This is a genomic window from Paracoccus sp. (in: a-proteobacteria) (assembly GCF_030538655.1).
Taxonomy (GTDB): domain Bacteria; phylum Pseudomonadota; class Alphaproteobacteria; order Rhodobacterales; family Rhodobacteraceae; genus Paracoccus.
The window spans coordinates 21757-36792 of sequence record NZ_JAUNTO010000004.1 but is presented as its reverse complement, the minus strand read 5'-3'; the positions used below and the strand labels follow the sequence as shown (position 1 = coordinate 36792).

16 protein-coding genes are annotated in these 15036 nt (G+C 62.6%); 7 read left to right on the top strand and 9 right to left on the bottom strand.

The genetic code is table 11. From position 1 onward, the window contains the following. Positions 1–107: 107 nt before the first annotated feature. The gene (locus Q4G22_RS04000) at positions 108–494 is read left to right on the top strand and encodes a hypothetical protein (RefSeq protein WP_303384608.1); all 387 of its coding nucleotides are present in this window, start codon (positions 108–110) and stop codon (positions 492–494) included. Here Q4G22_RS04000 and Q4G22_RS03995 read toward each other — a convergent pair. From Q4G22_RS03995 to clpS, 3 genes are read right to left on the bottom strand one after another with little or no spacing between them, the layout of a single operon-like run. Beyond that, positions 476–1300 (bottom strand): SDR family NAD(P)-dependent oxidoreductase, encoded by an 825-nt coding sequence (locus Q4G22_RS03995; RefSeq protein WP_303384607.1) that lies wholly within the window; start codon positions 1298–1300, stop codon positions 476–478. The genes Q4G22_RS04000 and Q4G22_RS03995 overlap by 19 nt on opposite strands. Further along, entirely contained in the window at positions 1297–2292 is a 996-nt protein-coding gene (locus tag Q4G22_RS03990; RefSeq protein WP_303384606.1) for a class I SAM-dependent methyltransferase, read from the bottom strand. Before Q4G22_RS03990 ends, Q4G22_RS03995 begins: the two co-directional genes overlap by 4 nt. Positions 2293–2295: 3 nt before the next feature. Further along, on the bottom strand, positions 2296–2622 hold the full coding sequence (gene clpS / locus Q4G22_RS03985; RefSeq protein ID WP_303360126.1) for an ATP-dependent Clp protease adapter ClpS: 327 nt from the start codon (positions 2620–2622) through the stop codon (positions 2296–2298). A gap of 201 nt (positions 2623–2823) precedes the next feature. Here clpS and Q4G22_RS03980 point away from each other — a divergent pair, with 201 nt between their 5' ends. Further along, on the top strand, positions 2824–4473 hold the full coding sequence (locus Q4G22_RS03980) for a D-alanyl-D-alanine carboxypeptidase family protein (RefSeq protein ID WP_303384605.1): 1650 nt from the start codon (positions 2824–2826) through the stop codon (positions 4471–4473). 307 nt (positions 4474–4780) lie between these two features. Here Q4G22_RS03980 and ccoS read toward each other — a convergent pair whose 3' ends face one another. The 5 genes from ccoS to ppk2 form a co-directional block, all read right to left on the bottom strand. Then, entirely contained in the window at positions 4781–4942 is a 162-nt protein-coding gene (gene ccoS / locus Q4G22_RS03975) for a cbb3-type cytochrome oxidase assembly protein CcoS (protein ID WP_303384604.1), read from the bottom strand. A 9-nt stretch (positions 4943–4951) separates the two neighbouring features. Next, positions 4952–7156, bottom strand: a complete 2205-nt coding sequence (locus Q4G22_RS03970; protein WP_303384603.1) for a heavy metal translocating P-type ATPase — start codon at positions 7154–7156, stop codon at positions 4952–4954. 1 nt (position 7157) lies between these two features. Continuing rightward, positions 7158–7697, bottom strand: a complete 540-nt coding sequence (locus Q4G22_RS03965) for a FixH family protein (protein WP_303384602.1) — start codon at positions 7695–7697, stop codon at positions 7158–7160. Further along, positions 7697–9142: a cytochrome c oxidase accessory protein CcoG gene (gene ccoG, locus Q4G22_RS03960; RefSeq protein ID WP_303384601.1), complete on the bottom strand. Its 1446-nt coding sequence runs from the start codon at positions 9140–9142 to the stop codon at positions 7697–7699. Before ccoG ends, Q4G22_RS03965 begins: the two co-directional genes overlap by 1 nt. 164 nt (positions 9143–9306) lie before the next feature. Continuing rightward, positions 9307–10341: a polyphosphate kinase 2 gene (ppk2, locus tag Q4G22_RS03955; RefSeq protein ID WP_303384600.1), complete on the bottom strand. Its 1035-nt coding sequence runs from the start codon at positions 10339–10341 to the stop codon at positions 9307–9309. 141 nt (positions 10342–10482) lie between these two features. Here ppk2 and Q4G22_RS03950 point away from each other — a divergent pair, with 141 nt between their 5' ends. The 5 genes from Q4G22_RS03950 to Q4G22_RS03930 all read left to right on the top strand — a co-directional run bounded on the left by Q4G22_RS03950 (position 10483) and on the right by Q4G22_RS03930 (position 14526). After that, positions 10483–11133, top strand: a complete 651-nt coding sequence (locus tag Q4G22_RS03950) for a glutathione S-transferase family protein (RefSeq protein WP_303384599.1) — start codon at positions 10483–10485, stop codon at positions 11131–11133. A 54-nt stretch (positions 11134–11187) separates the two neighbouring features. Beyond that, positions 11188–11436, top strand: coding sequence for a hypothetical protein (locus tag Q4G22_RS03945; protein ID WP_303384598.1), 249 nt, complete (start codon positions 11188–11190; stop codon positions 11434–11436). Between the two features lie 5 nt (positions 11437–11441). Further along, complete coding sequence (locus tag Q4G22_RS03940; RefSeq protein WP_303384597.1) at positions 11442–11816, top strand: type II toxin-antitoxin system death-on-curing family toxin; 375 nt, start codon at positions 11442–11444, stop codon at positions 11814–11816. Between the two features lie 66 nt (positions 11817–11882). After that, entirely contained in the window at positions 11883–13844 is a 1962-nt protein-coding gene (gene parE / locus Q4G22_RS03935) for a DNA topoisomerase IV subunit B (protein ID WP_303384596.1), read from the top strand. Continuing rightward, the gene (locus Q4G22_RS03930; RefSeq protein ID WP_303384595.1) at positions 13837–14526 is read left to right on the top strand and encodes a gamma-glutamylcyclotransferase; all 690 of its coding nucleotides are present in this window, start codon (positions 13837–13839) and stop codon (positions 14524–14526) included. Before parE ends, Q4G22_RS03930 begins: the two co-directional genes overlap by 8 nt. A 6-nt stretch (positions 14527–14532) precedes the next feature. On the opposite strand, the gene Q4G22_RS03925 is transcribed toward Q4G22_RS03930, so the two are convergent. Further along, the gene (locus tag Q4G22_RS03925; protein ID WP_303384594.1) at positions 14533–15036 is read right to left on the bottom strand and encodes a phosphatase PAP2 family protein; all 504 of its coding nucleotides are present in this window, start codon (positions 15034–15036) and stop codon (positions 14533–14535) included.

Sequence of the window (15036 nt, the reverse complement as noted above, 5' to 3'; positions counted from 1 at the left end):
GTCCTCATTTGTTGATTTGCGTTTTGCGGAAACAGGCGCAAAGATCGACGGATCAATATAAGAAGTATGACATGTCCCGCAACCGCGCCCCCCGCCTTGTATCTGTTTTGGCAATCCCCCTGTTTCTGGCCGCCTGCGCGACCGAACAGGAACGCTGCATCAGCCAGCAAACCCGTGAATATCGCGTCGTCAGCAATCTGCTGGCCGAAGTTCAGGGCAATCTGGATCGTGGCTACGCCTGGGAAGAACGAGAGGTCATCCGCCCCGTCTATCGCATGTGCCGCGACGTGATCCGCGACCGCGACGGCAATCGCCGCATTATCGAACGCGGTTGCTGGGAAGACCGCTGGGATACCGAACGCTATCGCGTTCCGATTGACCCGGATGTGGAAACCCGCAAGCGCGACAATCTGGTTGCGCGCAAGGCCGCGCTGGAGCCGCGCGCCCGCGCCGGGATCGCCGCCTGTCGCGCCACCTATCCCGAAAACGGGTAAAGCGACTGCGCCGTCACCGGATCGGCCAGCCCGCGCCCGCCGTCCACCGTCAGAATCTGTCCGGTGACGAAACCCGATGCCGGGCTGGCAAGCAACAGCGCCGTGTCCACCAACTCATCCGCCGAGGCGATACGCCCAAGCGGGGTGCCCTTGATAATCCGGTCCCGCAGCGCCGGATCTTGTCGCAGCGCAGCCTTCATTTCCGGGGTCATCAGGCTGGAATAGCTGATTCCGTTCACCCTGATCCGATGCGGTGCCAAAGCCAGCGCCAGCGCGCGCGTGGTCTGATCCAGCGCGGCGCAAGCGATGGAATAGCCCAGCAATTGCGGCACCGGACGGGTTCCGGCCAGCGTCGTAACATTGATGATCGCCCCGGTTTCGGCCGTGTTGCCGTCGTCCTGTGCCTGCCGGATCATCCGTCGGGCCACGATCTGCGACAGCCGCAACGCCGACATCATATTATGGCGCAGCATTTCCTCGATCTGCTCGGGGTCGCTCTCCAGCGGATCACCGTGCTTTAGCAGGCGATGCGCGTTCACCAGAATATCCACCCGGTCAAAGGCGTCGATCGTAGCTGACAGCAGATTGGCCAACGCCAGCCGGTCGCCCAGATTAGCGGCAAAACGGCGGGCCGAGTGATCTTGACCGTTGGTCAGCGCAGCGGTTTCAACGGTCAGCCTTGCTTCGTCCATATCGGCGAACATCACCCGCGCACCGGCGTCGTGCAGCGCCCGCGCAATCGCCAGCCCGACGCCCTGCGCCGCGCCGGTAACAATGGCAACCTTGCCCTGCACCGAAACGCTCATCTGCGGGGGCCTTTCGGGCGGCGGGCGCCCGTCGCCTCGATCACCTTGAACCGGGAGTCGCCACCGATTTCCATAACTTTGCCAAAGTGTTGCGCCAGCGTGGTTTCATAGGGCAGATGCCGGTTCGCGACCATCCACAGCCGCCCCGCCCCGGTCAGCAGCCGCGCCGCCGCCGCGATGAAATCGCGGCCAAGGCCGGGATCGGCATCGCGCCCCTGGTGAAAGGGCGGGTTCATCACCACGCCATTCACAGGATCGGGCAGGCGAAAGTCGCGGGCATCGGCCCAATGGAACTGCGCGCGCGGGTCTGCGACGTTCAGTCGCGCGGATTGCAGCGCTGCGTAGTCGGATTCGACCAGATGCAGCATCTCGACACCCGACCGCGCCAGCACCTGAGCCGACAGCCAGCCCCAGCCTGCCCCCAGATCGACAACACGTGTCGGCATCTTGTCGGGCAGATGCGCGGCCAGCATGGCCGATCCGGGATCAATGCCATCGGCAGAAAACACACCTGGAACAGTGTGAAAACCGGGGGCAGCTTCCCGCGTGGTGGCGGCCCAATCGGCGGGAACCCATGGCCCGGCGGTCAGGCGAAATATCTTGCCATGCGCCTTGCTGTGAACCTCGGCCACGTCGGTCAGGGCTTTGACTTCCTTCAGGATCGCATCAATGCCGTCAGTTTTTCGCCCATCAATCCAGAGACTTGCGCCATCAGGCACACGGCTGACGGCCTGATGGATCAGCGCCCGCGCCGCAGCCTTGGCTCGCGGCAGGAACACCAGCGCCAGATCGCCACGCCAATCACCGGACAGATCGGGGCACGCGTCAAACCCGCGCGCCAGCAGTGTCTGATGCACAGGATACTGCCCCTGCACAACCGTCAGCCGCGCCGGGTCGAACACATCAAGCGCCGCACCTGCGGGGGCGTTCAGGACCAGAACGCGGCCTTCCGGCGCAACCGGAAAGGCGATGTCGAGGCGAGATCCTGTCACATCTTACTCTTTTTCCATGGTGCATTGCAGCGGATGCTGTTGTCGGCGCGCCAGCTCCATGACCTGTGCGACCTTGGTTTCCGCAATCTCGTGCGAGAACACACCGACAACCGCCACGCCCTTTTTGTGGACCGTCAGCATGATTTCGACCGCCTGCGCGCGCGACATGCTGAACAGCCGTTCCAGCACATGAACAACAAATTCCATCGGTGTGAAATCATCGTTCAGCATCAAAACCTTATACAACGGCGGACGCTGCGTTTTCGGGCGCGTCCTGACCGCCAGATCGGTTTGGTCGAAATCGTCATTATCGCTCATGCGGTGTGTCATGGGGCGTCTGGTTGTCATGATCTGTCCGGTAGGTTGACGGGAATATAGTCGATCCGCCCGGCAATAAAAGCCCCGTGTCGGCTGATGGGCGCCGAACAAGGTGAAATAAACTGTTCCCGCAAGGAATAAGCCATGCTATTGTCATTATGTTAACAAAGACGTGCGAAAAACGACACGTCATGAGGCAGAGAGACCGCGACAGTGAAACGATTCACCCTTGCCGCCCGGCTGTGGGCTTTTGTCCTTATCGCGCTGGCCTTGCCGGCCACCGTCAACGCAGCACCCTTTGCGGCCCATGTGATGGATGCGCGAACGGGCAAGCCAATCTATGCGCAAAACGCGTCAACCCGGCTGCATCCGGCCTCGCTGACCAAGATGATGACGCTGTATATGGCCTTTGCCGCAGTGGAACAGGGCCGCGTCCGGCTGGATTCGCGCTTTACGATCAGCAGCAATGCCGCCGCTGAACCGCCCTCCAAACTGGGGCTGCGCGCCGGTCAGCAGATCGAACTGCGCTATCTGATCCGCGCGGCGGCGATCAAATCGGCCAACGACGCCGCCACCGCCATTGGCGAGGGGCTGGCCGGGTCCGAAGCCGCCTTTGCCCAGCAGATGAACGCGACGGCGCGCGCCTTGGGAATGCGGAACACCAATTTCCGCAACGCCAACGGCCTGACGCAAGAAGGACACTATTCCACGGCCGAGGATATGTCGATCCTGGGGCGGCGGCTGTTCTATGACTTCCCGCAGTATTATTCGCTGTTCTCACGCCGTTCGGCGGATGCCGGCGTCGCGCAGGTTTCCTCGACCAACAAGCGGTTTCTGGACGATTACCCCGGCGCGGACGGCATCAAGACCGGCTACACCCGCGCCGCCGGGTTCAATCTGACGGCTTCGGCGCAGCGTGGGAACAAGCGGATCATCGCGACCGTATTTGGCGGCACGTCCACCGCACAGCGCAATCAGGTGATGGCGCAACTGCTGGACACCGGGTTTGGCCGCGCACCTGATCGGGTGCGGGAAATACGACCCGAGCCGCTGAATATCCCCTCGCAACGCGTCGTTCGCCGGGCTCAGGTTCAACCCGAACCCACCGCCGTCGCCGCACAGCCGCAGCGTCTTGTGCTCAGCCGCTCGGCACCGCCGCGACAGGTGCAGCGTGCGACCGACCGTGCGTCGCTAGTGGCTGCTGCGACCCCTGCCCCTGCTGCTGCCCCCGAGGCTGCCCCAGCAGCCCGTCTCGTGCTGGCGGCCAGCCAACGCCCGGCTCCACGCCCGTCCGGTTCGGTGCCCGAGGTTGTGACCGCCGCCGAGACCGCGCCGGAAGTCCCCGCACAAGCACCGCAATCGGCCAGCATCGCGGGAGCCATTGTCGCATCCGCCCGTCCGACGCCCGCGCCGCGTAACCGTGCCGCCGTCGCAGAGGCCGCGCCGGAACCGCAGCAGATCGCTGAATCCGCGCCTGCGCCTGCGGTAGAAGCACCCACGGGCAGCCTGTCGCTGCTGGCATCCCCGCCGCCGCAGCGCCGGTCCGAAACCGTGATCCTTGCCGCCATGGGCGAAGGGGATATTTCGTCCCCCGAGGCGGTGCAGATCGTGCGCCGCCCGGCGGCTACGGGGCGCAACTATGGGCTGATCCTTGGCACCTATACTTCACGATCCGAGGCCGAACAGCGCCTGCTGCAAAGTGCGCTTCAGGATGGTGGCTCGTTGTCTGGTGCGCGGCGCAACGTGGCCGATACGCGCCGCGGTTTCGAGGCGCATTTTTCGGGCCTGACCCGCTCGGACGCGCAACTTGCCTGTGAACGGCTGACCGCGCGGGGTGAGGGCTGTAAAGTTACGGGTCCCTAAAGCCACCAGTCATAAATACGAACGCCGGTCGCCCTTGGCGCACCGGCGTTTTTCGTTTTGTCGCTTCGCGCCTGTGCGGTTATCTGTCAGGCGCAGGCAGGGGAAAATGGCTCGGGCTGCCAATCGACATGTGCCTGCGCAGGGCGACTGAACAATCCGAGCAAAGACAATGCAGCCCCATCCGTTTCGGGATCAGGACAGTTAAGCAACAGTTTTTCATCCGAAAAAACGCTTACACGCTAAGCCACAAAACCGCAGCGGCTTGCAAGCCAGAATCCATGCAAAAAATGTGGCCCTCGCCGCGCGGTCAATCCGGCTTGGGTCGGTCGTCCCATTCCTTGCTGAGGATACGCTCGGCGTCGCCCTTTGGGTCTTCATACTGGCGGCTTCGCAGGGTCCAGATAAACGCCAGCAAGCCAATCGCACCAAGGCCAAGCGAAACCGGAATCAGAATTGTCAGAATTTCCATATCGTCCTTTCAGCGCCGCAGCCGCAATGCGTTCAGCGTCACGCAGACTGAACTGCTGGACATGGCCAGCGCGGCGAACAGCGGCGTTACCAGCCCGGCCATCGCAAAGGGCACGGCCAGCAGGTTATACAGCAACGAGATGGCAAAGTTTTCGCGGATACGTTTGACCGCCTGACGCGCGGTGTCCAGCGTATCAACAACAGGCGACAGATCCTGCCCCATCAGCACGATGTCGCTGGCGACCCGCGCCGCATCCAGCGCCGAAGCGGGCGAGATCGAGGCATGGGCCGCCGCCAGCGCAGCCGTGTCGTTCAACCCGTCACCAACCATCAGCACATGCGCACCAGCTGCGGTCAGTTCCTGCACGGCCTCGGCTTTGCCGGTGGGCGTAACCTGCGCGCGCCATTCCTCGATCCCCAGCCGTTCGGCAATGTCGGCCACCGCCGCAGGCACGTCGCCCGACAACAGGATCACACGTTGGCCTTCAGCCCGCAGCCTGCGCACACAATCCTGCGCGCCAGGCCGCAGAGAATCGGCGAACTCAAGCCGGATCGGGGGCGTATCGCCGACTGCCAGCCAGCTTGCCGACAGCGCGCCCTGCCCTGCGTCAGCGCCCACCCAATCCGCGCGGCCAAGGCGCACCGGCTGGTCCTGCCAGCGCGCGGCGACGCCGTATCCGGGATGTTCGGTCAGCGCCTCAACCGGCGCGGGTTCCACCCCCGCCGCGCGCAAGGCCGCAGTCAGCGAGCGGGACAGCGGATGATCCGACGCCTGCGCCAAGGCCAATGCCGCAGGGCGCAGAGCATCGGGGATGACATCCAGCGACACAACCTGCGGCGCGCCCATGGTCAGAGTGCCGGTTTTATCAAAGACCACCGTGTCAATCTGCGCCATCCGTTCCAGCGCGGTGCCATCCTTAATCAGCAGGCCGCGCCGGAACAGCCGCCCGGATGCCGCCGTCACAACCGCAGGCACGGCCAACGCCAGCGCGCAGGGGCAGGTGATAATCAGCACCGCCGCAGCAATGTTCACGGCCAGCCGCACATCACCCGTGGCCCACAGCCACCCGGCAAAGCTGGCCAGCGCCAGCAGATGCACCAGCGGAGAATAGCCGCGCGCCGCACGGTCAGCGATCGAGGTATAGCGGCCGCGCGCCGATTCCGCCGCCGCCACCAGTTCTGTCAGCCGCGACAGCGAACTGTCACGTCCGGCAGCCGTCACGCGCAGAGTCAGCGGGCCGGTCAGGTTCACTTCGCCCGCCATCAGGGCCTGCCCCGGCCCGGCGGCAACAGGCACGGTTTCGCCGGTCAGCAGCGAGCGGTCGATCTCGGAATGACCATCCGTCACCTCACCATCGGCGGGGATGCGGCCACCGGGGCGCACCCGGATCAGATCACCGGGGCGCAGATCGGCAACCGGCACCTGCTCTTCGGTGCTTTCGGTCAGGCGCCAGGCGCGCGGCACCTCGAGCGCGGTCAGTTCTTCAGCGGCAGAGCGGGCGACGGCGCGGGTGCGGTAATCCAGATAGCGCCCGATCAGCAAAAAGAAACACAGCATCACGGCGGCATCGAAATAGGCGTGATGGCCGGAATGGATCGTCTCATACAGGGAAATCGAGGTCGCCAGAATCAGCGCCAGCGAGATCGGCACATCCATCCCCAGCCGCCCGGCCCGCAGCGCGCGCCCCGCGCTGGCAAAGAAAGGCCGCCCGGCAAAGATCACCGTCGGAATGGCGATCGCACCGCTGATCCAGTGAAACATGTCGCGCGTTGCATCCTCGGCCCCCGACCAGACGGCGATGGACAGGATCATGATATTCATCATGGCAAAGCCCGACACACCGATCCGCATCAGCAGATCGCGCGCGGTCCGGTCGGCACTGGTCGCCGACAGCGCGCCAGGGTCCAGTTCATGCGCGTCATAGCCGGTAGCTTCGATCACCGGGATCAGGTCCTGAGCGGTCAGGCCGGGCGCGTCGATGCTCACACGGCGCAGGGTCAGGTTCACGCGGGCCGAGCGCACGCCGGGATGCCGGTTCAGCGCGCCTTCGATGTCGGTAATGCAGACCGCACAATGAACAGCCGGCACCGACAGGATGACATCGCCCGCCGCAACCTTGTCTGCACCGGCCGCAGCCACACGCTGTGCCAAGGGGGCCGCATCGCAGGCCGGGCAGGCACTGAAACCGCCCCTGTCTGCCGAAATGTCCGTCATCTCAGTTCACCCGGTCTCCTGCGTAATGGTCGATGCGCTGGCGGAATTCGGTTCCGTCCGGCGCGGTGGCGGTAACGTGGATGATCCACACACCGGGCGCCAGATGCAGCGGCGCACGGAACACGCCATTGTCATAGCTCAGCTCGGGGGTCACGTCATCACGCACATGGGTCGGACGGCCCAAGGTAGCAGACAGAGACGCGATCCGCGCTGGCAAACCAGTCTCATCGGTGACGCGCAGGGTCAGTTCCTGCCCATCGTAGGCGGGCGTCACCGTCCAGCCCAGCGCCTGCTGCGCGGCACGTTCGCGGTCAAAGCTTTGCGACGCGATGTAAGAGTTGGGCACCTCAAGCCCCGGAAAGGTGCCCACGGCCTTGAATGCCATGAAGACGTTCACCACAATGATGATCCCGAACATCGCCACGGCAAAGCCCAGCATATGCCGCCCGGTAAAGCGTTTCCCAACGCTAAACAGCAGGAACGGCAAACCGAACAGCGCCGCGACACCCAGAACCAGCAGATAAGGCATGGCATTTTGCATCAGCGCGTCCGTCCGTGGAATACAGTCGAGGTCGAGGCGGCGATGTCGTCGGTCGTGTCCGTCACCACCATATTGATCCCCTGCTGGGCGGTTGCGGCCAGCGGGTTGTCTGCGGGCGCGGTTAAATAGACACGTTGCAGATAGGTTTCGTCGGCGGGCACGGTCACGACATTGCCCTGCACCCCTTCCAAAGTCACGATCAGCCCCTCGGCCCCGTCGATGGTAATGGCAAAGGGCCGCGCTTCGTGCTGCTTGTTACGCATCCGCACTTCGTAGGTGTTGCGGATCGAACCGTCGGCCAGCGGCACGAACAGCGGGTTGCGCACCGGCGACACGCTGAGATCAAAGGGCGAGCGCATGAACAGCGCCACGACCAGCGCCACCCCGATCCCAGCCCAAAGCGTGAAATACAGCAGCGTCCGGGGGCGCAGGATATGCTTGATAACCGGCTTGGGCGCGGCACCGGCGCGTTCGGCAGTTTCATCGCGCAGCGCCATATAGTCGATCAGCCCGCGCGGCTTGCCGATCTTGTCCATGATTTCGTCACAAGCGTCGATGCACAGGGCGCAGGTAATGCATTCCAACTGCTGGCCGTTGCGGATGTCGATGCCCATCGGGCAGACGTTCACACAGGCATAGCAGTCGATGCAATCGCCCTTGTCCGCCGTCGGATCGTCGGATTTCGTCACCTCGTCCTTGGCGATACGGCCACGCGGCTCGCCCCGCCAGTCGCGATAGGCGACGGTCAGCGTGTCTTCATCCATCATCGCGGCCTGAATACGCGGCCAGGGGCAGGCATAGATGCAGATCTGTTCGCGGAAAAAACCACCGAACAGGAACGTCGTCGCCGTCATCACGGCGATCGTGATATAAGCCACCGGATGCGCCTGCCCGGTAAACAGATTGCGCAGCAGGGTCGGCGCATCGGCGAAATAGAACACCCAGGCACCGCCGGTCAGCAGCGCGATCAGCAGCCAGACCGTCCATTTGAACAGGCGCAGGCGCAGCTTGTGGCCGTCGTATTTCTGCCGCCACAGGCGAATGCGGGCGTTCCGGTCGCCCTCGATCCAGCGTTCGACAAGGATGAACAGGTCGGTCCAGACCGTTTGCGGACAGGCATAGCCACACCAGACCCGCCCGGCAGCGGATGTGAACAGGAACAGCCCCAGCCCCGCCATGACCAAAAGGCCCGCGACGAAATAGAACTCGTGCGGCCAGATCTCGATCCAGAAGAAAAAGAATCGCCGGTTGGCCAGATCGACCAGCACCGCCTGATCGGGCAGATCAGGCCCACGATTCCAGCGCAGCCACGGCGTTATGTAATAGATACCCAGCGTGACGATCAGAATGATCCACTTGAGATTGCGGAATTTTCCGTAGACACGCTTGGGGAAAATCGGCTCTCTGGCGGCATAAAGCTGGGGAGGCTCGACCTCTGAGGACATACCACTGACTCCTGTTGCGCGCGCCCGACCTAGGGAAATTGTATAGCCTGTGCCCTGATCTGCATCAAAATCAAACGCGCGAAGGGCGATATAAGTGTATGCAGCAATCCATCACAAGGGGACGCAATGCCGCAGCAACCGCCCCCTTGTCATCCTTTTCTGCCTTATGCGCCTGACGTGGCCTTCGCAGCCGACCGCTGACCGGATGTCTTGCGCGTTTCGGGATGCATGGCGCTGCCCAGCATATGTTCAGACCGATACACGACGTGGCTGGCTTGCCCCACGATCAGCGGGTCGGGCTGGCCGATCAGTTCGACATCCTTGCCCGGATAGTCCAGGGACGACAGGAAATGCCGCATACAGTTCAGGCGGGCGCGTTTCTTGTCGTTGGATTTGACGATGGTCCAGGGCGCGTCGGCGGTGTCGGTGTAAAAGAACATCGCCTCTTTCGCCTCGGTATAGTCGTCCCACTTGTCCAGACTGGCCTTGTCGATGGGTGACAGCTTCCACTGTTTCAGCGGGTCGGTTTCGCGCGCGACAAAACGGCGGCGCTGTTCCTCTTGCGTGACCGAAAACCAGTATTTGTAAAGCCGGATGCCCGAACGAACCAGCATCCGTTCAAATTCCGGCGCCTGGCGCATGAATTCCAGATATTCGGTGGCCGAACAAAAGCCCATCACCCGTTCGACGCCCGCGCGGTTATACCAGCTGCGGTCATAGAACACCATCTCGCCAGATGTTGGCAGGTGATTGATATAACGCTGAAAATACCACTGTCCACGTTCCTGATCGGTCGGTTTTTGCAGGGCGACGACGCGGGCGAAACGGGGGTTCAGGTGTTCGTTGAACCGCTTGATCGTGCCGCCCTTGCCCGCCGCGTCGCGGCCTTCGAACAGAATCACGAATTTCTCGCCAGTTTCCTGCGCCCAAAGCTGAACCTTGAGAAGTTCGGCCTGAAGCCGCGCCTTTTCCGCCTCGTAAGCCGCGCGGCCCATGCGGTGGCTATAAGGATAACGGCCATTTTCAAACGCGGCACGCACCTGTTCGGGTGTAACGGGGGCAGGTTTGGCACGTTTTCTGGTGGTTACAGGCGCCGGTTCGGCGGCAACACCCGCTGCACTGCCAAGCGCCGCCACAGCAGCATCAGCACCTTCGGTGGCAATATCAAGACGGTTCCGGGTCGGGCTGTCATCAGGCATTGTTCGCGCACTCCTTTTCTTTAACGAATGCGCGATTATGTCACATTCTTGTAATTCGCGCATTGAGGCGGATCAAATTTGCACCTTTTCGCGCGCAAATGTGCCGCATAACCTGCCGCGGCAGGCAGGAAAGGACCAATCATGCTGACCATCCACGGCGTCACCCGCTCGCGCGCGTCGCGTATCATCTGGCTGTGCCATGAAATCGGGCTTGAGTTCCGGCAGGTGCCGGTAATTCAGGCCTATCGCCTGCCCGACCCCGAGGCCGCCGACGCGCCGCTGAACACCCGTTCGCCCGCGTTTTTGCGCCTTTCACCCGCCGGGGCGGTGCCGGTGATTCAGGATGGCGGTCTGGTGCTGTCGGAAAGCATGGCTTGCACCCTGTATCTGGCAGGCAAATACGGCGCGCCCTTTGGTCCCGCCGATGCGGCGGAAAGCGCGCAGATGATGCAATGGTCGTTCTATGCCGCGACTGCGGTTGAACCCGATGCGCTGACATTGCTGTTCCTGTCGGGGTCCGCAAAGGCCGAGGACAAAGCCATCTGCGAAACCGCCGCCGAAAGGCTGATCCGCCCACTGTCGGTGGTCGAGGATCATCTGGCGCATCACGGCGAAATGGTCGCGGGCCGCTTTACCGTCGCAGACATCAACATGGCCGAGGTGATCCGCTATGCGCAGGGGCGGGCCGACCTGATGGCGCGCTTTCCGGCGATCAGCGCCTGGCTGGCGGATTGTCAGGCCCGCCCGGCCTTTCGCAAGATGTGGGAGACACGGCTGGCCGAACCGGAATGACATTGAAATATCACATCAGATGTGCGATATTTCGCACATCTGAAAGGACATCTCATGACCCGCCTGCTGACCAACCACATCTGCACCATCACTGAACTGCGCGAACCACAAAAAGTGCTTGACCGCGCCGGCGGCAAGCCGGTGGCGGTGCTGAAAAACTCGCAGTTGGTGGCCTATCTGGTGCCAGAGGAGGCAACGGATAAAGGCCAACACCGCTATGCAACCCGCGACGAGGTGATGGAATCACTGCGCCGTCGCCGTGCTATCAACCAGCCGGTTCTGGATTATCTGCGCGACAAGTAACGACCATGACGTTTATTTTGCTGCCCGCCGAACTGGTCGAGGCGATTCATGACGAGGTTCTGAACCCCGGCGAATTGCCCGGTCGCGCACTAAACAAATCACTGGAAGGTGCGCTCTCGCGTGTCGAAAATCGTGTCGCTTACGGCATGATCGGCGATGCCTACGATCTTGCCGCTGCATATGCGATGGCGATTGCCCAAGGGCATTGCTTTAACGATGCCAACAAGCGCACCGCCCATCAGTCGATGGATACCGCCCTGGACTTGAACGGCGTGCAGATCACATGGGACGCCACCGAGGCTGGCAACCAGATCATCACCCTTGCGCAAGGGCTGATCGACGATGGCGATCTGGCCGATTGGCTGCGCGACCGGGCCTAGGCTCTCTTGCCCGGCCCTGCCCTGTCGTGAGATACCCCGCAAATGACAAACGAGCCAAGCACCCCCATGTCCGACGATCTTTTCCTGTCCGACACAGCGTCCGACGCCTATTCCGCCGCCTCGATCGAGGTGCTGGAAGGGCTGGAACCCGTCCGCAAACGCCCCGGCATGTATATCGGCGGCACCGATGAACGCGCACTGCACCATCTGGTTGCCGAAATCCTTGACAACTCGATGGACGAGGCGGTGGCGGGCCATGCCAGCCGGATCGAGGTGGAACTGGCCGCGGATTACAGCGTCACCATCCGCGATAACGGGCGGGGTATCCCGATTGATCCGCACCCGAAATTCCCCGGCAAATCGGCGCTGGAAGTGATCCTGTGCACGCTGCACGCGGGGGGCAAGTTTTCGGGCGATGCCTATCAGACCTCGGGTGGGTTGCACGGGGTTGGCGCCTCGGTCGTGAACGCCCTGTCTGACAGCATGGTGGTGCAGGTCGCCCGTAATAAGGAACTGTTTGAACAGCGTTTTTCGCGGGGCATCCCGCAAGGTCCGGTCGAACGGATCGGCGCGGCACCCAACAGGCGCGGCACCACCGTCACCTTCCACGCCGACGAGCAGATCTTTGGCCATCACCGCTTCAAGCCCGCGCGGCTGGTGAAGATGGTGAAATCCAAGGCGTATCTGTTCAGCGGCGTTGAAATCCGATGGAAAACCGAGATTGACGACGGCGAAACCCCGCTTGAGGCGACCTTTCACTTTCCTGGCGGTCTGGCCGACTATCTGACCGAAACCCTGACCGGGGCCAGCACCTATGCCGACCGCCCCTTTGCCGGAAGCGTTGATTTCAAAGAAAAATTCAACGCCCCCGGCAAGGTGGACTGGGCGATCAACTGGACGCCATCGCGCGATGGATTTATCCAGTCTTATTGCAACACCGTCCCCACACCCGAAGGCGGCACCCACGAAGCCGGGTTCTGGTCTGCGATTCTCAAAGGCATCCGCGCCTATGGCGAACGGGTCAGCAACAAAAAGGCCGCGAATATCACCCGCGACGATCTGCTGACCGGCGGCTGTGCGCTGGTGTCGTGCTTTATCCGCGAACCGGAATTCGTCGGCCAGACCAAGGACCGCCTTGCCACGGTCGAGGCGCAGCGACTGGTCGAAGGCGCGGTGCGTGACCATTTCGACAACTGGCTCGCGGCGGACACAAAATCGGCGGGCGCAATTCTGGATTTCCTGATTTTGCGCGCCGAAGAACGCCTGCGCCGTCGTCAGGAAAAGGAAACCGCCCGCAAATCCGCCACCAAGAAACTGCGCCTGCCCGGCAAGCTGGTGGATTGCAGCGCCACCAACCGCGACGGCACCGAGATTTTCATCGTCGAGGGCGACAGCGCCGGCGGCAGTGCCAAGATGGCGCGCGACCGGACGACTCAGGCCCTGCTGCCACTGAAAGGCAAGATCCTGAACGTGCTGGGTGCGGCCTCGTCCAAGCTGGGATCAAATTCAGAAATTTCTGATATTTGTCAGGCTCTTGGCGTTGGTATGGGAAGCAGATTCAACGTCGATGATCTGCGTTATGACAAGATCATCATCATGACCGATGCCGATGTGGACGGCGCCCATATTGCCAGCCTGCTGATGACGTTCTTCTTTACCCAGATGCGCCCGCTGATCGACAAGGGCCATCTGTATCTGGCCTGCCCGCCGCTGTATCGGCTGACGCAGGGCGCAAACCGGGTTTACGTGGCTGATGACGCGGAAAAGGAACGTCTGCTGGCCAAAGGGCTGGGTGGCAAGGGAAAAATCGACGTGCAGCGGTTCAAAGGCTTGGGCGAGATGGACGCCAAAGACCTGAAGGACACCACCATGAACCCGGCCACGCGCAAGCTGATCCGGGTCAACATCGACGATCAGGACGGCGGCGAAACCGGCGATCTGGTGGAACGGCTGATGGGCAAGAAACCCGAATTGCGCTTTGAATACATTCAGGAAAACGCGCAATTCGCCGAGGATCTGGATGTCTGACGAAATCCCCATCCCGATCCTGTCGCTGGCCCATGTGCAGCGCGTGACCCGGCCGGTGGAGGGTCCGCTGCACAGCCCGCATTTCACCATACTGGACGACGCCGCTCTGGATCGTCTGGCCAAGGCGCTGACCCGTGACCGTCCTCGTCCGATTCCGGTATTCGCCTATGGCTCGCTGATCTGGAATCCGGGTTTCGAGGTCGCGGCGCGGCGGCGGGCACGGGCGGTTGGCTGGCACCGGCAGTTCAGCATCCATCTGGATCATTTTCGCGGCTCGCCCGAGGAACCGGGGCTGATGCTGGCCCTTGCCTCGGGCGGGGAATGTGACGGGCTGCTGCTGGACATCGCGCCGGGCACGGAAATGGAATCGCTGCGCGCCCTGCTGCGGCGCGAATTGGTGGCGCATGAACTGGCGGCAAATGCGGTCTGGATCGAGGTCGCAACCGACCGGGGCCGCGAACAGGCGCTAACGTTTTACGCCAATCCGGTCGGCACCGAACTGGCCGATCTGACCGTGGATCAGCAGGCCCGCCGCCTGGCCCGCGCCAATGGTGCCGCCGGTTCAGGTGCCGAATATCTGCATCGCACCGCCCACGGCTTGCGTGATGCCGGGATTTTTGACCCCTATATTTGGGAACTGGACCGACTGGTGGCGGCAGAGATAGACCGGCTGCACGACTGATCGCCCTTAAAACCGCATCCCAAAGCTGATCGACACCTCGTCCGTGCCGATGCCCAGACTGGCCGCGCCAAAGCTTAGCCCGATCAGCGCGCCGGACATGACCTGCGCGGGCGTATGTTCGCCCGCGTGAAGACGGCTGAGACCTGTCATCCCCGCCGCACCATAGGCCGCTGCCCCGGCCAGCGGATCATCGTCAAAGCATTTGCCCGCCAGATCGGCTGCCCCGAACATGGCCGAGGCCGTATGACCCGACGGAAACCCGTCGCCCCCACCTGACGGACGCCGACCGATGTCGCTGTTTTGAAACAGATGTTTCAGCCCCAGAACCAAGCCGACCTGAAGCGCGCCGCGCACCGCAAAATCTTCGGCCCGGTCATCGCGCAGCGCGCACAGCGCCGCAGCGGCTGGCAGGGCATATTTCATCGCGGTGCCGAAATTCTCGAACGGGTCGGCCACGACCGGGGCGGCGGTCAAGACCATACCCAAGCTTAACAGGCCGTGACGCAGCAC